Source organism: Humisphaera borealis (assembly GCF_015169395.1).
Taxonomy (GTDB): Bacteria; Planctomycetota; Phycisphaerae; order Tepidisphaerales; family Tepidisphaeraceae; genus Humisphaera; species Humisphaera borealis.
In genome coordinates this window covers 1738022-1759274 of the sequence record NZ_CP063458.1, presented here as the reverse complement: position 1 = coordinate 1759274, position 21253 = coordinate 1738022, and the positions used below count along the sequence as shown (strand labels likewise).

Genomic DNA, 21253 nt, shown 5'->3' with positions numbered 1-21253 from the left:
CATCCAACGGCGCCACCCGCCCACGGTAGTTACCGGAGTACTGTCCGACGATGATGCGGGACGCGGATGCGTTTGTCATCTGCCTCGGAGGGGCAGGGCCATCGGAACCGCACTCGGTGCCGATCCGATTCATTGGATTAACGAGGAAGTGGAATGACTGACTTATTCCGTCTTGCGCGATTCCTGGTCCCAGCTGTTTGCGTGATGGTGGGCACGGCATTGCCGACGTCAGGACAGGAGAAAAAGCCGGATGCCAAGGCCCCGGTGCAGCAACCCAAGCCCGCGCCCAAGAAGTCGGCACGCTGGTCGGAGATGGACTATGGTCCGTTCCTCACGGCGAGCATCATCAGCCATCCACAGGCGAAGTTCGACAACGGTCCGGGTTCGTTCAGCGGAGACAGCACCGCGCGGGGCGTGGCGATCAAGCTTTCGCCGGATTGGAAAGATGGCGTTGTCTTCGACATGGACCTGATGAGAATGAGCGCCGGGTGGGTCGACGGAAGCCTGAAACTCGTAGGTCTTATTGCCGACGGCGGGCATGGGATGAGTCCGACGATCGGCGTTCCCCCCATGTTCCAGACGCCGCATTTGCCCGGCTGGGCCGGCCCCAGTGGGGGCATCAATGACCCGCGTGAAAACAGAATCGATCCTCTTCCGCCTGCGGGACCGCTGCCGCGATCGTGGGCAAAGTACAAGGGTCTATATCGGCATGGAGAGCAGGTCGTGCTGTCGTATAGCGTAGGGAATGCGAATGTTCTCGAACTCCCATCACTTGAGGCGACTGCAGATGGCAAGGCGATTGTCAGGACGATCCGCGTCGACAAGAGCGACAAGCCACTGACGCTGGTCCTTGCCGATGCTGCTCCGGCCTATCCGTTCCCAAAGGCGAGCAAGCCCGATCCCGTTCCCGGTTTCATGCCCGGCAAGCTTTCGGTGAACGCGGCCGGTACGGTCGCTACTGTGAGCGACATGCGAGTCGTCGTTGCCCATCTGCCTGCGGGGGCTCGGCTGTCGCAAGAAGGCAGCATTCTCCTTTTGGAACTGCCCGCAGTCACTCAGCCGACTACATTCAAGGTGTTCTTCACCCGTGCCGACGAGCGTGGCGCGGCCGCTATGGCCAAGGCGTCTCCGCAGCCTGTCGACCTGACCAGTTTAATCAACGGTGGTCCGTCACTCTGGAAGCAGACGGTCGTCACCCAGGGCAAGCTCGGAACACCAAAGCCGGACGATGGATATGTGATCGACAACCTGACGATACCCCACGACAACCCCTATAAGGCGTGGATGCGTCCCGGTGGGATGGACTTCTTTGCCGACGGAACTTCCGCCGCGCTCTCCACTTGGTCCGGGGATGTCTGGACCGTCTCGGGCATTGACGAGAAGCTCGAGAAGCTGGAGTGGAAACGCGTCGCGACCGGTTTGCACCAGCCGCTCGGGTTGAAGATCGTCGACGGAAAGATCTACACCGTCGGCCACGACCAAATCACGCGATTGAACGACCTCAACGGGGACGGCGAAACCGACTTCTACGAGAACTTCAACAACGACTGGGAACTGACGACAGCGTTCCACGCGTTCTGTTTCGACCTGCAGACCGATAAGGCCGGCAATTTCTACTTCGCGTTCGGGTCGCCGGTCCATGCCGGCGGCGGGGGATTTCAGAAGATTACCAACAGCCACGGCACCATCATGAAGGTGTCGCCGGATGGACAGAAGAACGAGGTTTATGCGACCGGATTCCGAGCGCCCAATGGCATCGGTCTGAATGTCGAAACCGGTCAGATCACCGCCAGCGACAACGAAGGCACCTGGGTTCCGAAGGTCCCGCTGCACTGGGTGAAGCCCGGGAGTTTCAACGGCGTCGTCGATGCGGCCCATCGGCCGATGAAGAGCACCAACGGCAAGCCGGACCGGACCGAAGAGCCCAAGCCGCTGTGTTGGTTCCCGAAGAATGTTGATAATTCCAATGGCGGCCAGGTCTGGGTGACGAGCGATCTTTGGGGACCATTCAAAGGCGATCTCCTCCATACGTCGTACGGAACGTCCTCGCTCTACAAGGTGATGTACGAAGAACTCGGCGGTCAGGTGCAGGGCGGCGTGGTGAAGATTCCGGTGAAGTTCAGCAGCAGCGCGATGCGGCCAAGGTTTAATACGAAGGACGGTCAGCTTTACGTTGCCGGCCTCAAGGGATGGCAATCGAACGCAGCGAGCGACGGCGGATTCGACCGGGTTCGTTATACCGGCCAGCCGGTCCGGATGCCGACCAAGATCCGCGCCTTGGAGAACGGGCTCGCGATCACCTTCTCCTGTAAGCTCGACCCCGCCACCGCCGCCGACGCCGGGAGCTATGGCGTCGAGGCTTACAACTACAAGTGGACCGGCGGTTACGGTTCCGGCGAGTTCAAACCATCGGCACCAGATCAAAAAGGTAAAGACGAATGGGAAGTGAAATCGGCAAAGCTGTCGGCTGATGGGATGACTGTCGTGCTGGAGATCGCCGGTATTAAGCCGGTGATGCAATACAGCGTCGATTACAACCTGAAGTCTTCTGACGGTAAGCCGTTGCGGGACATTATTTACGGAACGATTCACAACCTCGGCAAGGCGGAAGTCACGACGCGGTAAGTGTGGGTTGCGCGATCGCTTCAGATCTCGCCGACAAGTTCATCGACAACATCTTTTAACGTCACGATCCCCTCCACGCCGCCGTACTCGTCGACGAGGAGCATCATCTGTGTCTTCTTTGTGTGGAATTCGGTCAGGAGTTTGTCGAGCGTGGCGTTCTCCGTCGTGAATGAAGGCGGCTGTGCAATCAGTTGCAGCACACTGCTGTCGCCGGATTCGTTGTAGGCGCTGAGGAACTCCTTGGTCGACACGATCCCAACGACGTGATCCATCCCGTGATCGCAAAGCGGGAGCCTGCTGTAAAGATGACTATTCATGACCTCCCGGTTGCGGTTCATGTCCCATGACAGATCGAGGTATGCGACCTTCATCCGCGGGATCATGATCTCCTTCGCCCGCCGCCGGCCGATGGTCAATCCCGCGAGGACGATCGATCGTTCCGGGCCGCTCAACTCGCCGTCGCTGGCGGCCTGATGGGCCATCAGGCGAAGCTCGTCGGCGGTGACGCGCTGTTCTTCCAGTTCCTGAACGCTCCCAAGCCCCAATGGCCTGGTGATGGCGTCTGCAATTGCGTTCATCAACCAGACCAGCGGCCGCAGGGCATATCGAATACCGAGCACCGGGACTGCGGTCCACTTACCGGCGGTCATTGCGTACTTCAGTGTTAATGCCTTGGGGAGCAGTTCGCTGAGTACGACTGTCAGCAACGTTACGACGACGAAACTGAGGATGACGGAAACCGTTCCGATGACGGTGGGCGAAAGATGCTCCAACGGCTGGAATACCGCCATCAGCAGACGCGACATCGCCGGCTCGCCTATCCAGCCGAGCATCAGGTTGGTCATCGTGATGCAAACCTGAATGGTGCCGATGGCGTCGGCGGGGCGGGCTTTGAGAGCGTCAATTGCCGCGGCCGCCCGTTTCCAGCCGGCGACCCGCATGGCATCGATCTGGGCCGGCCGAAGCGATACGACGGCGTACTCGGCCGAGACGAAAAAGGCGTTCGTACCGATCAGCACTGGCACGGCAGCGAGTGACGAGTCGAAAGGCATGATCGAAACGGTACGAGAATCTCATGGGGCGGGGAAGGCCGTATCAACTTACAATCAAGGGTCTGATTTTGACCCGGGTTTTGCGGTACGCAGGGGGTGCGAAGCGGTCGTTCTGCGTAGATCTTGGGCGCAGGAATCGTGCCCGTGCCGCCTCCGGCCTTGTTCCATCGCCAGTGACGATCTCTATACTTCCCGCCCCATGCAAACGAATCGCGAGTTGATCGTCGAACCCGTCGGACTCGATCCGGAGACTCTCCCAAAGCCGTTGGATTGGGCGGTCCTCTATGGCAACAGCAACCCGGTCGAACTCGAAATCGGCATGGGCAAGGGGACGTTCCTCAACGAACAGGCCCGGTCGCGGCCCGACGTTAACTTCTTCGGCATTGAGTGGGCGAGATGGTTCTGGCGTTACGCCAGCGACCGCATGCGGCGACACGGCTGCACCAATGCCCGAACCGTTCGCGCCGAGGCCGGCTTCTTTCTTACCGAGTACGTCCCGCCGGCAAGCATTGACGTCCTGCACATCTACTTCCCCGACCCATGGCCCAAGGCCCGCCACCACAAGCGGCGATTGATCCAGCCCAAGTTCGTTCCGCTGATGGCCCGGGCCGTCCGCCCCGGCGGCCGGGTGCAGGTGGTGACGGATCACAAGGGGTACTGGGAAGAGAACATCGAGCCGACGATCCGCGGCGCGGCAGATTTCGAAGTCGTCGACTACAACCGCCCGGGCTCGGCGAACGAAGGGGAGTTTGTGGGGACGAACTTCGAGAGGAAGTATCGGCGGGAAGGGCGTCCGTTCTACGCGATCGCAGCGGTTCGGCGAAGTGATTCGCTCCCGCGTGAAAACATAACTCCAGTCGCGGCAACCGCCTGAGCATATTGGCAAGAACGCGCACATTAAGAAGCGTTGATTTTCGTGGTATAGCGGAAGTCGAACGTGTATGGTTCCCCAGCGGGGCTGCTGTATTTCGAGATCGTTTCAGATTTCAACTATTCTCAAGGGGCATCCGGATGTCAAAACGGGCTGATTACGCTGCGATTTCCAAGGCGGTCGTTGAAGCGGTCGAGCGGCGATACATGCTGAGCGGTGCTCCGGCGATCGTCCATTTCGATTATCGCGATGGGGCCCAGATCCGCACGGATAATGGATTTGACGTCAGCTTTGAATTCGATGCGCCCATTGCGAACGTCAGTACGTCGGCAATCGAGATCACGGATGTAAACAATCCGCAATCGGTTATTCGCCCCAGTTCGATCAGCCGCCAGGCGACCTCTCTTTCAGCTCGGGTCGGGGTGGGCCCGGGGTCATACGTGATCCGGGTTCGCAGCGGAGAAGGCTTTGTTGAAGGTGTCGACGGACAAGACTTAGACGGCGAGTACAACGGCGAGAATGCATTCAGTGGTGACGAGGTTGCTGGCGGCGATTTCGTCTTCGGCGTCACCGTACTGCCATTCGCGACACCGCCGACGGCCCCCCATGACGTGCGCGCTTACCCGCTTTCGTCTGGAGCAATTGAAGTCCACTATCGACTCGACCAGGAGAGTGGTTACGGCATAAGCGTCGAGCGTGCCGAGGGCGATGGCGCGTTCGTCGTCATACATTCGTCGCCATTTCCCCTTGGCTCGGGATATGAGGGCGTTTTCGCTTACATTGATAGCGCCGTTGAAGCCGACAAAACCTATCGGTACCGCGTCAGTCAGAACTTCTATGTGGGGAACGAACCGGCTAGGTCGACTCCTTCCGAAGAGGTGGTCGCCCAGGTGCTTCCGTCAAGTCTCGATGTGCCCATTGCATCGGTCGCGGCGATCGGTGGACTTCATCCCGATTGGTTGACACCCCTCGGTACGCGGCTGTTCTATAGCCTGAATAATCCAGAAATTCGCACTGATTGGCGCACGACCGGCAGCACCGGACTTTGGGTGACCGATTCAAGCGGTTCGCCACCTGTCCAACTCTACAACGCCCCCGTTCGGGAACTGATCGCATTCAACGGTAAACTCTTCTTCAGCGGATACGCCGCTCAGACCGGATGGGAGCTGTACTGCTCGGATGGCACCGTTGAAGGAACTTCGCTCTTCAAGGAGATCGAGTCGGGTAGCGGATCGTTCCCGATTCGTATGATCGCCGCTTCCAGCGATTTCCTTTTCTTTGGCGTCAATCGGTCCGCGACGGGGTACGAGATCTGGAAGACGAACGGATCGGCTGAAGGGACTGTCAAAGCAACCGATGCGCTCGCCTTCCTGGACGAGTCTCGCAATACATCCGCGAGCAGCCGTCGTTTGGCAACAATCTCAGATCACGGCTCCAGTCTCTATTTTCGCAAAGCCAATGCTGACGGAAGTGATGCCGGACAACTCTGGCGCCTCCTGGGTGCAACTGGCGAGACATCGCAGATTGCCGGAGCGGTACACCCGGAGTGGCTTACTGACCTGAACGGGAGCCTTTATTTCAAGGGACGAACTGGTGTCTTCGCGACCGAATACAATCCACCGTTGCATAAGTTCGGCCTCTATAAAGTTGAGTCCGACACGGCTGCCCTCCTAAGCACGACCGGCCCGGACGAGCAGAATTACAGCTTCTTCTACCGGATGGAGCGTGTCGGCAATCAATTGTTCTTCGAAGCCACAGGCAGAACAAGTCCGAACGAGACCATTTGGGTGAGTGACGGGACCGCCGCGGGAACCAAGCCGCTGCGTAACCCGTTGGGTGGGAATCAACTTCACCTTCACGGCATTCAGGACGTGAATGGCGTCGCTTATATGATTGCGGTTTACGCCGGGGGAAATTTCAACTCGGCCGGCGTTGTGCTCAAGAGCGATGGAACTGATCGCGGAACCAAGCTCTTTCGTGACTTCCGTGGTACGACGGACGACGAAACTCAGCTGTTCGCCCAATCCGCCGCGAATCATTACGTCTACACGGACGGACTCAAGGTCTGGCTTACCGGCGATACCCGGGAAAGTGGTCGTCAGATCGGTGTCTTCGGGCCTACATTCGAGGCGGGCGTGCGTTTCGGCAATGTGTCAGCCTCGATTGGCGATGCATTGTTTTTTACCACCCGAGTCGACCCCTATACACGGGACCTTCGGCTTGCGAATCTCACACCACCTGCCGCACCGTCATCGCTGACAACCAGCCCGACAGGCGGTGGCGTCGGTGCAGGCACAGGAGCGGGGGGTATCGGCCTTTCCTGGGCCGACAACGCCAACAACGAACGCGGCTACACGCTGGATCGCTACGCGCCGGGCGCGACGCTTCCCGAAGCGACGGTGCAGCTTCCCCTAATGTCACAAGTTTTACCGACCCGGCCGGCGTCGCTGGCGGTTCATATCGACTGCGCGCCTACAACGCCGGGGGATACTCGCCACTGGCGACAACGGCACTTTCGTCACTGCAAGCCGATATCGTCGACGTTGTGCCCGACCCGCGCGCGACGCCGGTCGATAGTGTGACCATCGCATTCAGCGGCAAGACCTACGGGTTTGCCATCGGCGATTTGCAGCTTACCCGCAACGGCGGGAAGAACCTTCTCACCGGAGCGAATCGACTGTCGACTTCCGATCAGACGACGTTCACGCTCACGAATCTCCGGGGTATCACCACTCCTGCAGGCAACTACAGTCTGCGGCTCGTTGCGAGCGGCGGCCCGGTCGATGGCTACGGAAGGGTGCTAGGCGGGGATGTTCTTGAGTCGTGGACCAACAACGCCGTTGCTGTCGCTACGACCACGAAGTTCAACTTCCAACCCGCGACCGCCCCGACGGTTTCCGGTTACCTGGTCGACTCGGGAGCCATCTACGGAACTCGCAACGGGCAGACGTATGGCTGGACAACGAATCACTCCAGTGTGATCGTCGACCGCAACAAGAACTCGAATCAGCTCCTCGATACCAACGTGGCTGTCCTTGCCGGAGGAAAATGGGAACTGGCGGTGCCCAATGGGACGTACGTCGTGAAGGTCGGCATTGGCGATTCGGGCGCCAGCAGCAACAACAATGTGTATGTCGAAGGACAGGCGCTATTCGCCTATCAATCCTTGGCGGCAAACGCCTTTGCAAGTAAGTCGATGACGGTGAACGTATCGGACGGCCGACTAACGCTGGGGATCGGTTCGGCCGCGACGGGAACCACCAAGCTTGATTACGTCGAGGTGACGTCTCCGCCGACATCACCACCCCCGACATCACCGCCACCGACATCACCGCCACCGACATCGCCACCGCCGCCGGCGTCCGGGGGTACGAAGGTCAACTTCCAGCCGGCGACCGCACCGGTAGTCGCCGGCTATCTGGTCGATTCTGGCGCGACCTATGCTTCCCGCAATGGTCAGACCTACGGCTGGTCGACCAGCCACAGCGATGTCGTCGTCGATCGCAATCTCAACGGCGATCAACTCGTGGATACCAATGTTGGCGTGAAGGCCGCAGGTAAGTGGGAGATGGCCGTTGCCAATGGCACGTACGTCGTGAAGGTTGGCGTCGGCGACTCGGGGGCGAGCAGCAAGAACAACGTTTATGTCGAAGGGCAGGCGCTGTTCAACTACGTGCAATTGGCGGCGAACGCGTTTGCGAGCAAGTCCATCACCGTCAACGTGACCGACGGGCGACTGACGCTCGGCATCGGCTCGGCAGCCGGTGGAACGACCAAGATCGACTACGTCGAGGTGACATCACCGACCTCACCACCGCCGACCTCACCGCCACCGACTTCGCCACCGCCTATTTCACCACCCCCTCCAACATCTGGCGGGACGAAAGTGAACTTTCAACCGTCGTCGGCAACCACGGTGGCCGGGTATCTCGTCGATGCCGGTTCGACGTACGGTGCCCGAAACGGAAAGACCTACGGCTGGAGCGTTGACCACGCCGACGTCGTCTTCGATCGCAACATCAATGCCGACCAGCGACTGGACACTGCCCTGGCCGTCAAGCAAGGTGGCAAATGGGAGCTGGCCGTTGCCAATGGAACCTACGTCGTCAACGTTTCGGTCGGCGACGCAGGAGCGACGAGCAAGAACAATGTCTGGATCGAAGGTCAGCAGCTGTTCAACCAGCAGTCGCAGGCCGCCAATGTTTTTAGCACCAGGTCGATTACCGTCACCGTGTCTGACGGAAGACTTACGCTCGGTATCGGGTCGGTTGCGGGCGGGTTGACGAAACTCAACTACCTTGAGGTCAACTGAAGCTGGTGAGTGAGCGTCCATGCCGGGAGGCAAGGAGCCGCAACACCGAGTCATAAACAGAAAGAGGCCGGGTCGAATGTCGACCCGGCCTCTTTCCATTTGGAACAGACTGTTCGGCTACTTCACTTCAAACTCGGCATCGATCACGTCGTCGTCCTTCTTCTTGCCGCCGGCTTCGCCACCGGGGCGATCGGTCTGGGCTTCGGGGGCGACGCTCGCTCCGCCCGGTGCGGACTGGGTCTTGTACATCTCTTCGGCCAGCTTGTGGCTGACCTGGTTCAGCGCCTCGGTCGTCTTCTTGATGCGGTCGGCGTCCTCGCTCTTGAGGGCATCACGGAGATTGCTAACGGCCGACTCGATCTGGGATCGAACTTCGCCAGATACTTTGTCGCCGTTGTCCTTCAGCATCTTCTCGGTCTGATAAGCCAGGTTTTCGCCCTGGTTCTTCAGATCGATGACTTCACGCCGCTTCTTGTCTTCCTCGGCATGGGCCTCGGCGTCGCGCTGCATCTTCTCGATGTCGTCCTTCGACAGGCCGCCGGACTTCTCGACTGTGGTCTTGTTTTCCTTGCCGGTCGCCTTGTCCTTGGCGGCCACGGTGAGGATGCCGTTGACGTCGATGTTGAACGTCACTTCCACCTGCGGCACGCCGCGCGGGGCAGGCGGAATGCCTTCGAGGTTGAACGTGCCGAGAAGGCGGTTGTCTTTGGCGAACTGACGCTCGCCCTGCAGCACATTGATGGTCACGGCCGACTGGTTGTCGGCGGCGGTTGAGAAGACTTCGCTCTTGCTCGCCGGGATCGTCGTGTTGCGCGGGATGAGCACAGTCATTACGCCGCCCAGCGTCTCGACGCCGAGGCTCAGCGGCGTCGCGTCGAGTACCAGGATGTCCTTCACGTCGCCGGTCGCAATGCCACCTTGGATGGCGGCGCCGATCGCGACGACTTCGTCGGGGTTGACGCTCTTGTTCGGCTCCTTGCCGTTGAAGAGGTCCTTCACCATCCGCTGCACCATCGGCACGCGGGTGGAACCGCCAACCAGAACGACTTCGTCGATCTGCTCGGGCTTCTGGTTCGCGTCTTTCAGGGCGTCGAGCACCGGCTTGCGGCACTTCTCGACGAGCGGGCTGATGAGCTGCTCGAACTTGGTGCGCGTCAGCGTTTCCTGCAGATGCTTGGGTCCATTCTGATCGGCCGTGATGAACGGCAGATTGATCGTCGTCTCCATGACGCCGGAGAGTTCGATCTTGGCCTTTTCACAGGCTTCCTTGAGGCGCTGGAGCGCCATCGGGTCCTTGCGGAGGTCGACGCCTTCGCGCTTGCGGAACTCTTCGGCGACGTAGTTGATCAGCACTTCATCGAAGTCGTCGCCGCCCAGGTGGGTGTCGCCGGCGATGGACATGACTTCAAACACGCCGTCGCCGACGTCGAGCACCGAGACGTCGAACGTGCCGCCGCCAAGGTCGAATACGAGGATTTTTTCGTTCTTCTTGCGGTCCAGACCGTAGGCGAGTGCAGCCGCCGTCGGTTCCGGCAGCACGCGAAGGACCTGCAGGCCGGCGATCTCGCCTGCGTCTTTGGTGGCCTTGCGCTGGGCGTCATTGAAGTACGCCGGCACGGTGATGACCGCCTGGGTTACTTTCTCGCCAAGGTAGTCTTCTGCCGTCTTCTTCAGGTCCTGGAGGATGAAAGAGCTGACCTGCTCGGGCGTGTATTCCTTGCCACGGATTTTGACTTTCACGTAGTCTTCAGACCCACCGACGACTTCATAGGGGACCATCTTCTCTTCCGAGGCAACTTCCTTGTGCCGCCGGCCCATGAAGCGCTTGATGCTGAAGACGGTGTTCTTGGGGTTGGTGACCTGCTGGTGCTTGGCAACCTGGCCGATCAGGCGTTCGCCCTTCTCGGTAAAGCCGACAACGGAGGGCGTGATACGGCTGCCGGCGGAGTTGATCAGCACCTTGGGCTGATCCCCTTCCATGATTGCAACGCAGCTGTTGGTGGTACCGAGGTCGATGCCGATGATCTTTGCCATAGTGAACTCCTTCGCGGCCAAAACGGTCAGACGTTTGCTCAGACCGTTCTGCCGGGTGGAAGACCCGTCGAACGCAACTGCATTGAGCTGGGGAGATATCGACGGGATCGCCAGTCAATGGTCCGGAAGCACACGTCGAAACGAAGAATCGCTTTGAATCTCAGACGGTTCGTCTGAAACTCGCGACCGGCCCTTCAGTTCCGCCAGTGCCATGACCCATCGGTCACACCCGGTTACATCAACTTCTGCAACCTCTGTGCCAGTCGATATCGTTCTCGAAAGGATACTAAGCCTTGTAAAACCGCCACTTACACAGGCCGTCAAGGTATGTGCTCGGTGCGGTACGTGCCAAAACGACAGTCGGGCCGGATAACGGGTCAAGCGGCTGCCACAGTGGCAAGATAGGGGAACCGGCATCTCCGACGCCTCCGATTCGACCGAGCGCGCTCCGCGAAAGGCTGATGTGCTCGCCTCGATCTACCGCATCGGCCAAGGCGGCCCGAAGTGATCAGCGTTACCGCGCCACCCGCGGTGCCCGATAACCATCGCAGAACCCGCGTTCTTACTTGCGATGAAGCCGCCGGTAAGTTCAACTACTCATGGGGCCGCGCGCTGCCGGAGGATGTCCGGCTTCGTTGTCGGCCTTGGACCGTTTCCCGGGAGGATCCCGACGTGACGCCTTCGGACGTTCAATCACTGTTCCTTGATCAGCTCGGACTTAGTCTGGGCGACGAGATGCTCGAATACACGGTTCGGCGATTTCTGGAAGGCGGTGCCGCCGCCGTCCCTGTTGGCCCACTCGCAGCCGGCCCCATCATTGACCCGGTTCGCAAGTTCGCGGAGATCGCCGGCATGCTGGGTGACGGAGCGGCCGTACCTGCCGACCTCGCAGAACCGCTCGTTCACTGACCTCCTCGTCTGGCGTCGCCGTACCTGAAAAGTCAGACTTTGGGCGGCCAGACTCTGGACGGCACGCCCGGCCGTTGCCGGACTTTTGCGATTTTACCCTGTTGTAGCGGCGTTGGACCCGCCTGCTCGACACCCACTTATCAGCGACTCAGAATGATCATCACTTCCACCGCGTATGCGCGCGCCGGTCTGGTCGGAAATCCGTCCGACGGCTACTTCGGCAAGACGATCTCATTCGTCATCCGGAACTTCCACACGACCATCAAGCTTTGGGAGAGCCCGCACTTCGAGATCATGCCGAGCCATGGCGACCTCGCCCGGTTCGACAGCGTTCACGAGTTTCTGCGCGACGTGAAGCTGCACGGTTACTACGGCGGCATGCGGCTCATCAAGGCCGCGATCCGTAAGTTCCACGACCACTACCGCAAGCAGGGTATTGAACTGCCCGACCGGTCGTTCACGGTCAGCTTTACCACCAACATCCCACGCCTGGTCGGCATGTCGGGCAGTAGCGCCATCGTCACCGCGATGTTCCGCGCGATGATGACTTTTTATGGTGTGCAGCTTCCCAAGCACATCATGCCATCGCTGGTGCTCAGCGTGGAACGTGACGAGCTCGATATCAACGCCGGCCTTCAGGACCGCGTCAGTCAGACGTACGAAGGCATCGTGTACATGGACTTCGAAAAGTCACACATGGAACGCAACGGCTACGGCATCTACGAGGAGCTGAAGCCCAACGTCATGCCGCCGCTTTACGTGGCTTACGACCCCGAGCGTGCCGAGCTGAGCGACGTCCCTCACCGCAACCTTCGACAGCTCTATGAACGCGGCGACCCGACCGTGGTCAATGCGATGATCAAGTACCGCGAACTCACCGACCGCGGCCGCGACGCGCTGATGTCCGGCGACTGGCCGACACTCAGCCGGGTCATGGATGAAAACTTCGACCTGCGTCGAACGTTCATGGCGATCGCCCCCGAGAACCAGCGCATGATCGACGTGGCCCGCAGCACGGGTGCGAGTGCAAAGTTCACTGGAAGTGGCGGCGCGATCTGCGGCCTCTACAAGGACGGCAAGCAGTACCAGCAACTTGTAGACGCCATGGCCAGCATCCGCTGCACGGTCATTCGGCCGATCATCTTCGAAGACCAGGTGTGACGTAGGGGCCGCCGTGGCGGACGCGACGCGTTGCATTTGCTCGACCCGTTAAACCTTCAGACGCCTTGATGGGTGACGCCCTTCGCGTCCGCCAAGGCGGACCCTACATGATTAAAAAAGCTGTCATTCCTGCCGCTGGATTTGGGACCCGGATGTTGCCCGCTGCCAAGGCGGTACCCAAGGAGCTTCTGCCGATTCTCGATCGGCCGACGATTCAGTACGTCGTCGAGGAAGCCGCGGACGCGGGCATTGGCGACGTGCTGCTGGTCGTCTCGCGCGACAAGAAAGCTGTTGAAGACCACTTCGACCGGATGGCCGAGTTGGAGGACCGCCTGGTCGCGGGCAAGAAAGAGGCACTGATTGCTTCGATCAAGGAGCTGGCGTCGAAGGTCAAGATGCACGCAGTTCGGCAGCCTGAGATGAAGGGCCTGGGAGATGCCGTCTACCAGGCCAAGTGGCATGTCGGCAACGAGCCGTTCATCTGCATGCTCGGGGACACTATTTTCAGTCTCGCTCCCGCCGACGCGGCGGCGAACGATTTACCCGCCAAGGCGCTGGTCGAGGCGTACGAACGATACGGCACTTCGGTCATCGCGTTGGAGGAAGTCCCGACGGAGAAGGTGAGCCGATACGGCATCGTCGGCGGGCAGATGCTCGACGCCGGTACGATCCGTATCGAACAACTTGTCGAGAAGCCCAGCGTCGAGACGGCCCCGAGCCGCCTCGCCATCGCCGCTCGATATCTGCTGACGCCAACCATCTTCGAGTGCCTCGAAGAGACGAAGCCTGGCAAGGGCGGCGAAATCCAACTGACCGATGCGCTTCAACTTTTGCTGAAGCGCGAGCCGATTCATGGAGTGGTGCTTAAGGCAAAGCGGCATGACATCGGCAATCCGGTCGACTGGCTTAAGACCAATATCCTCTTCGCGTCGCGCGATCCGGCGATGTGGGAGGCGATCAAGCCGATGCTCAAGTCGCTGATGTGACGGCTCATCGTAGGCGAACACGGCGTGTGCCCAGGCCGGACGACGCCGACTTCTTCTTCGCCGCGCGAACTGGCGCGTGCGAGAAAGAGTATTGACGTCTAGAGAAGACGCATTATCTTTGATTGCAGAGACGAACAATTGAGCGGGTCGGAAGTGGTGGCTCCCTTCCGGCCCGTTTCTTTTTTTGGGGACGAAGCGATCCCGGTCAATTGCAACGCGAGGCGAGAGGCAAGGTTCACTTGTGTTCCCGCACGGTCCGATTCGCGTCGCGCCTAGGCGGCGCTACACCAGCGTTCCCAGCCCACGCAGCGTCGCTTCCGTCACCGCGCGATACATCCACACCCCCGGCCAGTCGCGGTGCATCAGTTTGTCGAGGCGATCCGCGGCACCACCCGACACCACTACCTGTTTCAGCAGCTTTGTCCCCGTCGCCTTCAGCAGCGGCAGCCGGTCGGCGCTGGCCTTGGCCAGTGCTTCAAGGATTGCAGAGAGCATCTGCTCTCGCGTGCTGGCGAGCGTGAGGCCGGTGAACGCGCCGGTGCGCTGCTCGATGCTCGTCCGCTCACCGGCCATGTAGGGTTCGAACCGCACGGAGCCCGACGCCTTGAGACCGAGTCGACTCAGGCGGACGAGCTGCTTGCGGAACTCCTCAATCGGCATGTCGGCGAACAGGTTGTTTTTCGCCCAGTAGATTGCCGATCCCGCTGCCGCGAGCGTGCCGACGGCCAACCACTTACGGCCGACACCCAGGGCGCGGGTCAAAAGCTTCTCGTGTGGCTTGGGCGTTGTGGTGCAGAGCGCCAGGACGTCGGTCGATCCGCACACGTTGAAGAGCTGTCCGACCTTCGCGCCGGCCAGCAGCACGCCGGCCGATCCGTCGACCAGGCCGGTCATCATCGGCGTGCCCTGGGTCAAGCCGAAATCACTTGCGGCGGCTTCGGTGATCCTGCCGGCGATCCTGTCAGCGTCGATCACATCGGGCATCAACGCCCGGCTGCCGCCAACAACTTCCAGAAGTTCGTCGTTCCAGCCGTCGAGGGCCAGCGTGTTGTAGACGCCCATGAACGACGCATTGGACGGGTCGGTCACCCTCGCGCCGGTCATTTGTCGATGAAGGAACGTGTTGACGTGCCCGACAAGGTCGGCCTTCTTGAGCCGGTCGGGCTCGTGACGGCGATACCATGCCCAGGTGGTGGAGCTAATCCCGCCGGGGAAGGGCCGGCAGCCGACGATCGCCAGGTGCCGCTCTTTGCCGATCTCGCGTTCGATCTCGAGCGCGATCTCGACACTGCGGCGGTCCTGATGGGTGACCATCGGCGTGAGCGCCTTGCCCTTGCCGTCCATCGCCACCCACGACGGTGCCATCGCGGCGATCGCGATCGCATCAACTTTCCTCGCGGCCGGTCCCAGCGTCGCGATCGCATCGCGCACCGCCCGCAGCACAACCTCGGCGTCTGTCTCGACCTTCGCACCGTCGTGACGCGTTTTGAAGAAGATGCGCTGCGATTCCCGGGCGATGGTCGTCCCGCGTAGTACGCCGGCGATGACCGAGGAAGAGCCGATGTCGAGGCCGAGAAGATTCATGGCGTAAAGATGAGAGATGAGGCACTCAATGCGAACACCGAACATCAAACCCCGAACGCTGAACATCGAAGTTGTGTGTGCCACTTCGGCGTTCAGTGTTCCGTGTTTGATGTTCGGTGTTCAGTTTGGAACCGACGCGTCCGCCAGGGCGGACCCTACTTTGCAGACCACTCGGTATGGATGAAAGTGCCCGGCTTTTCGGTGCGCTCGTAGGTGTGAGCACCGAAGAAGTCGCGCTGGGCCTGGATCAGGTTGCCCGGCAGGCGGGCCCGGCGGTAGCTGTCGTAGTACGCGAGGGATCCGCTGAACGCCGGCAGGCCGATGCCGTTGTCCACACCGACCTTGATGATTCGGCGCCATGCCGCCTGGCGTGCGGCAACCATCTCCTTGAACTTGTCGTCCAGGAAAAGGTTCGGCAGGCTGGGGTTCTTCTTGAAAGCTTGCGTGATCTCTTCAAGGAAGACGGCGCGGATGATGCACCCGGCACGCCAGATCATCGGCAGGTCGGGGAGGTTCATCTTGAAGTCGAACCCGCCTTGCTCCTTGGTCTTGTTCGCCGCCGCCAGAAGGGCCATGCCCTGGGCGTAGCTGGCGATCTTGGAGCAGTACAGCGCGTCTTTGACGTCATTGATGAACTGCTTCAGATCGCCGGTGGTCTTGGCCGGGGACGGGCCGCTGAGCACCTTGCTGGCGGCTTCGCGTTCGCCCTTGAGCATGCTCAGTTCGCGCATGTCGACGGCGGCGGCCATTGTGGGGATCGGCACCAGCAGGTCCAGGCCGGCCTTGATCGTCCACGTGCCGGTGCCCTTCATGCCGACCACATCGCGAATCTGTTCGACCAGCGGCCGCGGCGGTCCGTCGGTCGGGTCCTGCGGGTCACCGAAGTTGATGACTTTCTCGGTGATGTCGATCAGGAAGCTCTGGAGCTCCGACCTATTCCATTCGGCGAACACTTCGCGGAGCTGGTGATTGTTCAGTCCGCCGACATTCTTGAGCAGGTCGTAAGCTTCGGCGATCAGCTGCATGTCGCCGTATTCGATGCCGTTATGGACCATCTTGACGAAGTGACCCGCGCCGCGTTCGCCGCAGTAGGTGACGCAGGGCACGCCGTCGCTGGGTGCCTTGGCGGCGATCTTGTCGAGAATGGGCTTGAGGTGTTCGTAGCTCTCGCGGTCGCCGCCGGGCATGATGCTCGGACCCCAGAGAGCGCCTTCTTCACCGCCGGAGACACCCATGCCGAAGAACTTGATGCCGGTGGGGGCCAGTTCGGTGGCACGGCGTTCAGTGTCGGTGTAGAGGGAGTTGCCGCCGTCGATCAGGATGTCGCCGGGCTCGAGGAAGGGCGTGATCCACTTGATGGTGGCGTCGGTCGCGAAGCCGGCCTTGACCATCATCAGAATGCGGCGTGGCCGATCCAGCAGCTTGACGAAGTCTTCGATCTTCTCGGCACCCTTGGCGTTCTTGCCCTTGGCCTCGTCGGCGAGGAACTCCTGCGTTTTCGAGAAGGTGCGGTTGAACACCGCGATCGGGAAGCCGTTGCGCTCAATATTCAGCGCGATGTTGCGACCCATGACTTCAAGACCGATGACTCCGAAAGCCTGACCAGGCATGACAGTTTTTCCTTCTAAATGAACGGCGGGACCAAACGAAGAACGCCCTGCATTGTGGGGTTTTTGGCCGGTTCTGCAACCGGTCTGCGAGCCGCGCGACGTAAAGTGTGGCGCTCAATCGGCGTGCGTTCAGTCTGACGATCCCAGAGCAGGACTTACCTCGCCGGGAACAGGACATCCGTTGTCGGAAACTGAGAGGCCGGCGACGTGCGCGGCGTGGCCAGACGTGGCGTTCTTCCGAGGATGTCCTCCGAGTAGCAGCGCAACAGTTCGGCGACGGAAAGCGGAGACGCGATCGCTCCGCCTGGCGCATGGGGTGCGTCCCCGTCATTGAGCTCGGGAAGGTGGCCCAGGCCTTCACCCTTCAGGCGCGCCAGGCAGGGTGCCAACAACTTGCGACCTTCCGCCCGAGCGCTGCCCTGAGCGGCGAGGGAGGTGGTCGAGCGCACCAAGGCCGTCACGAGAAGCCCCAGCAGCCAGGAATAGGCAGACCCATTGTGTGCCGCCCTGTCGCGGTCTGTAACCGGACCGCGGTAGCGGCCGAGATAACGATGATCGCGAGGGGACAGCGTCCGCACGCCGACCGGCGTCAGAAGATGTTCGCGAACGGCGGCGACCGTCGATGCCCAACGTTCCGGTACCAGGACAGGGTGCGGCAAGCTGATGGCCAGAAGCTGGTTCGGCCTGATCGCCGAATCAACGCCGCCCGTGCCAACGACGTCGTGGCAGCAGCCGGCGGCATCATTCCAGAACCGCTCGTTGAACGCGTGCTTTGTCTGGGCGGCCGATGATTCAAAGGAATCGGCGTCGGCAGGGCGGTCGAACCTGCGACAGAGTTCCGCGGTCGACATCAGCCCGTTGTACCAAAGGGCGTTGATCTCAACCGGCCGGCCCTGACGAGGCGTCACGGGGATGCCCGCGACTTTATTGTCCATCCACGTGACCGCGATTTCCGGCGATCCGCAATGAAGCAGTCCCTCGCCATCGACGCCAATCGAGCGCTGAGCTCCGCGGCGGTAACAGTCGGAGACGCTGAGCACGGCAGGCAGCAACTTGCGAACGATCGCTTCGTCGCCGCCGTACGCGAGGTACTGGCGAACGGCGTTCACGAACCAGAGGGATACATCCGCTCCGCGGAGTGCAGAATCCACCGACTCCGATGTGTAGTCCGAGGGCAGCAGTCCGCCGTCCAATGAGGCGGCCAACGTGGTGAGCAGCGCACCCGCCTTCTGGAGGTGTCCGGGGATGAGATACAGGCCGGTAAACCCCACAAGGGCCATTCGGATTGAAGGGGGCGACCAGTGAAACTGCGCGACCGCCGGAAGCGGGTCACCGTTGCGATCCGAAAGCAGGTAGGCGTCCGTCGCGGCCTTCAGGGCGGCGAAGTCTGCATCGTTTGCGGCCTCCGGGGCCGACGGCGACAGGTCCATCAATGGGCTCGAGTCCGGTTCGCGGACCTGTCGGCGCGCCTCCTCGACGACGGACTGCAACGAGATCGGGTCGGCCGAGCACGCAAAATGCACGGTCTGGCCGGGCATCACTCGGACGTGCGAAGCGCCCGGTGACCAAAGATCTTCCAGGCCGGAATACCCGTACTCGGCTTCCCGGCGATAAATCTGGTTCAGGTACCAGTGAGATTTGCGGTCAAAGTTTCCGTCGTGGGCGAAGAACAGTTCCGGTGTCCGCCGTGTCGCCGGCACGTGCCAGTGTCCTCGGCTGCGAGGTTTGGCATCCAGCTTTCCGTTCCATTGGAAGTTGAGTTCGTGCATGCCGCGGAGGCCGAGCATCGGTCGGATCTCAAGATCGATTCCGTTGCCGCCACCGAGAAGCGTGTAGCTGAGCAGGACGGTGTTCTGGCCGCGCAGAAGTTGCAATTCTTTTTGAAGGGTCCATCCCTCACCCTGATAGGCCCAGCGTGGGTGCGGATCGGAGTTGAACGCCCGGAGGAGTTGGTGTCCGGTCGGCCAGATCGTGCCCGGGTACTCGTTGCAGGCCAGGTAGTGATCGTGACCGTCGCAGCGAACCGTTTCCTCGACACGACTGAGCAAGACCATTCGGCGGTTGGGAGGGGTCATCGCTGCGACGAGAAGCCCGTGATAGCGACGGGTATTCAGACCGCTGACGGAAGATGAGGCGTAACCCCCAAGCCCGTTGCTGACGAGCCATTCGCGCGCGACCAGCCGCTCGAAGTCCATTTCAGAGACCGAATTAGCTGAACGGCCCACGTTTCCTCCTTGAAACGACCCAGTACCGGAAGTGTACGCCAGGGCCGCAAGGTGTAAACAGACGACACCAACAATCGCCGCGATCTCCGCCAGATCGCGCGCCAGGAGCTTAGCCCAAACAGGTTTCCAACTCGTTTGGCCCTGATGAGGTCTTGGTAGCGACGGTGAATCGATCCTCTACACCATCGTTACGCCAACGCTCCAGGGCCACTACCCTCACGAGTAAACCGGATGAGCAGCCGAACACTCAAGACGCAGCAAACCTTTGTCCGGTTCACTTGCGTCCGCGGCGATATGTACCTTCCGGGGACGCTCCGTGTCAGCACTGAAAATGTCGCATGCGGAGGAATGTGTTCATGGAATGTTAATACTGTGGTCCGCCAGGGTTGACGTCCTTGTTCCACAGCAGGATGCCGCCGGCCATGCTCTTGACGTCCTTGAAGCCGGATCGGCGAAGGAGCTGGGCGACCTGAAGCGATCGAGCGCCGCTTCGGCAGTGAATGACGATCTTCTTCCCTTCGCTACCGGCCAGGGATGCCGGGATCTTGGGCCAGTCATTGCGAGCGAACAGTTTGTCCTTCTCGACAAGGTGCGTGATCGCCCATTCGTGCGGCTCGCGGCAGTCCACGAGCAGGAACTCTTCCTTCTTGTCCTGAAGAGACTTCACCTCGCGTGGCGTCACTTCCCAGTCCGGGTTGAATGCGTATCCATGCGGGAGGCCGCGCGCGTCAAGGTTGGGGTCGGGAATCTGGCCCTTGCTCTTGGCATCCTTGACCTCGCGCTGGGTCTCTTCCAGCGATTTAGGGTCCAACGCCGGAACGCCACAGAACTGCTCGTAATCGATCGGCGCGGTGATCGTTGGATTGCGCCCGCAGATCGGGCACGACGGATCGGCGCGAAGTTTGAACGTCTTGAACTCCAGGTCCATCGCGCTGAAGGTCGTCAGTTTGCCAATCGCGGGCGTGCCGACGCCGAGGATCAGCTTGATCACCTCGTTCGCCTGTAGGGTGCCGATGATGCCCGGCAATACACCGATCACGCCGCCTTCGGCGCAGCTCGGGACGCTGCCCGGGTCCGGGGGTTCCGGGTACATGCAGCGATAGCAGGGACCGTGCTCGCCGGCGCGAAGCGGGTTGGGAAGGTGTGGCGCGAAGACGGTGACCATGCCCTCGAAGCGGAAGATGGAGCCATAGACATTCGGCTTCTTCAGCAGCACGCACGCGTCGCCGACGCAGTATCGCGTCGGAAAGTTGTCGGTGCCGTCGATGACGATGTCGTAGTCCTTGATCAGATCGAGAACGTTCTCGGCGTTCACGATCATCTTGTGTTCAATGACATTGCAGTCGGGATTGACGTCTTTCAGCCGCTTGGCGGCAGCCTTGACCTTGTCTTCACCCACGCTCGCGACGCCGAACAGGATCTGACGCTGCAGATTGCTCGGCGAAACCACGTCGATATCGACCAGGCCGATCGTGCCCACACCTGCGGCGGCGAGATACAGCGATATGGGGCAACCAAGCCCGCCGGCCCCGATGCACAAGATTTTGGCATTCAACAGCTTGAGCTGACCTTCGACACCGACTTCTGGAAGGATCAGGTGCCGCTTGTAGCGATTGACCTGATCGTTGGTGAGTTGCGTGGCCGGTGCCTTCTGGGCGACGGCGGGGGAGTTCGGTTGGCTCATGACTTTGCCTTCTGGGACGGTGAAAAAGAAAACCACGCCTCAAATCGGGCGTGGCCAGCGCGGACACCGTCTCTGCGCTTTAGCTGTTGCGGAGTTACATATTCCGCTCGGGCCGCAATCTGCGACTCAAATCGCCCGTGGGAGGCTCCGATAGCCTCCGGTTTAAATCGTGGGAAGATGGTAGAACGGGTTGTCGAGAG

Annotated in this window: 13 protein-coding genes; 7 read left to right on the top strand and 6 right to left on the bottom strand. The window is 60.7% G+C overall.

The window, feature by feature from the left end; all coding sequences use genetic code 11:
* Positions 1-153: 153 nt before the first annotated feature.
* Positions 154-2625: a DUF6797 domain-containing protein gene (locus IPV69_RS06575; protein WP_206294125.1), complete on the top strand. Its 2472-nt coding sequence runs from the start codon at positions 154-156 to the stop codon at positions 2623-2625.
* 20 nt (positions 2626-2645) lie between these two features.
* On the opposite strand, the gene IPV69_RS06570 is transcribed toward IPV69_RS06575, so the two are convergent.
* A complete protein-coding gene (locus IPV69_RS06570) occupies positions 2646-3677 on the bottom strand; it encodes a hemolysin family protein (protein WP_206294124.1) in 1032 nt (343 codons plus the stop codon).
* A 199-nt stretch (positions 3678-3876) separates the two neighbouring features.
* Here IPV69_RS06570 and trmB point away from each other — a divergent pair, with 199 nt between their 5' ends.
* The 3 genes from trmB (at position 3877) to IPV69_RS06555 (ending at position 8860) form a co-directional block, all read left to right on the top strand.
* Complete coding sequence (gene trmB, locus IPV69_RS06565; protein ID WP_206294123.1) at positions 3877-4551, top strand: tRNA (guanosine(46)-N7)-methyltransferase TrmB; 675 nt, start codon at positions 3877-3879, stop codon at positions 4549-4551.
* A 137-nt stretch (positions 4552-4688) separates the two neighbouring features.
* Positions 4689-7130, top strand: coding sequence for a hypothetical protein (locus tag IPV69_RS06560; RefSeq protein WP_206294122.1), 2442 nt, complete (start codon positions 4689-4691; stop codon positions 7128-7130).
* Positions 7094-8860: a hypothetical protein gene (locus IPV69_RS06555; protein WP_206294121.1), complete on the top strand. Its 1767-nt coding sequence runs from the start codon at positions 7094-7096 to the stop codon at positions 8858-8860. The genes IPV69_RS06560 and IPV69_RS06555 overlap by 37 nt, the downstream gene beginning before the upstream one ends.
* A 117-nt stretch (positions 8861-8977) precedes the next feature.
* Here IPV69_RS06555 and dnaK read toward each other — a convergent pair whose 3' ends face one another.
* Complete coding sequence (gene dnaK / locus IPV69_RS06550; RefSeq protein WP_206294120.1) at positions 8978-10894, bottom strand: molecular chaperone DnaK; 1917 nt, start codon at positions 10892-10894, stop codon at positions 8978-8980.
* 672 nt (positions 10895-11566) lie between these two features.
* Here dnaK and IPV69_RS06545 point away from each other — a divergent pair.
* The 3 genes from IPV69_RS06545 (at position 11567) to galU (ending at position 13950) form a co-directional block, all read left to right on the top strand.
* A complete protein-coding gene (locus tag IPV69_RS06545; protein WP_206294119.1) occupies positions 11567-11803 on the top strand; it encodes a hypothetical protein in 237 nt (78 codons plus the stop codon).
* Positions 11804-11956: 153 nt separating this feature from the next.
* Positions 11957-12964, top strand: a complete 1008-nt coding sequence (locus IPV69_RS06540) for a mevalonate kinase family protein (RefSeq protein WP_206294118.1) — start codon at positions 11957-11959, stop codon at positions 12962-12964.
* 107 nt (positions 12965-13071) lie between these two features.
* A complete protein-coding gene (gene galU, locus IPV69_RS06535) occupies positions 13072-13950 on the top strand; it encodes a UTP--glucose-1-phosphate uridylyltransferase GalU (protein ID WP_206294117.1) in 879 nt (292 codons plus the stop codon).
* 282 nt (positions 13951-14232) lie between these two features.
* Here galU and IPV69_RS06530 read toward each other — a convergent pair whose 3' ends face one another.
* The 4 genes from IPV69_RS06530 to moeB form a co-directional block, all read right to left on the bottom strand.
* Positions 14233-15534, bottom strand: a complete 1302-nt coding sequence (locus IPV69_RS06530) for a xylulokinase (protein WP_206294116.1) — start codon at positions 15532-15534, stop codon at positions 14233-14235.
* A gap of 155 nt (positions 15535-15689) precedes the next feature.
* Positions 15690-17144 carry an NADP-dependent phosphogluconate dehydrogenase gene (gndA, locus tag IPV69_RS06525; RefSeq protein WP_206294115.1) on the bottom strand — a complete coding sequence of 485 codons (1455 nt, stop codon included), beginning with the start codon at positions 17142-17144 and terminating at the stop codon, positions 15690-15692.
* A gap of 155 nt (positions 17145-17299) precedes the next feature.
* Positions 17300-19369 (bottom strand): amylo-alpha-1,6-glucosidase, encoded by a 2070-nt coding sequence (locus IPV69_RS06520; RefSeq protein WP_206294114.1) that lies wholly within the window; start codon positions 19367-19369, stop codon positions 17300-17302.
* 364 nt (positions 19370-19733) lie between these two features.
* Entirely contained in the window at positions 19734-21053 is a 1320-nt protein-coding gene (gene moeB / locus IPV69_RS06515) for a molybdopterin-synthase adenylyltransferase MoeB (protein ID WP_206294113.1), read from the bottom strand.
* Between the last annotated feature and the right edge of the window lie 200 nt (positions 21054-21253).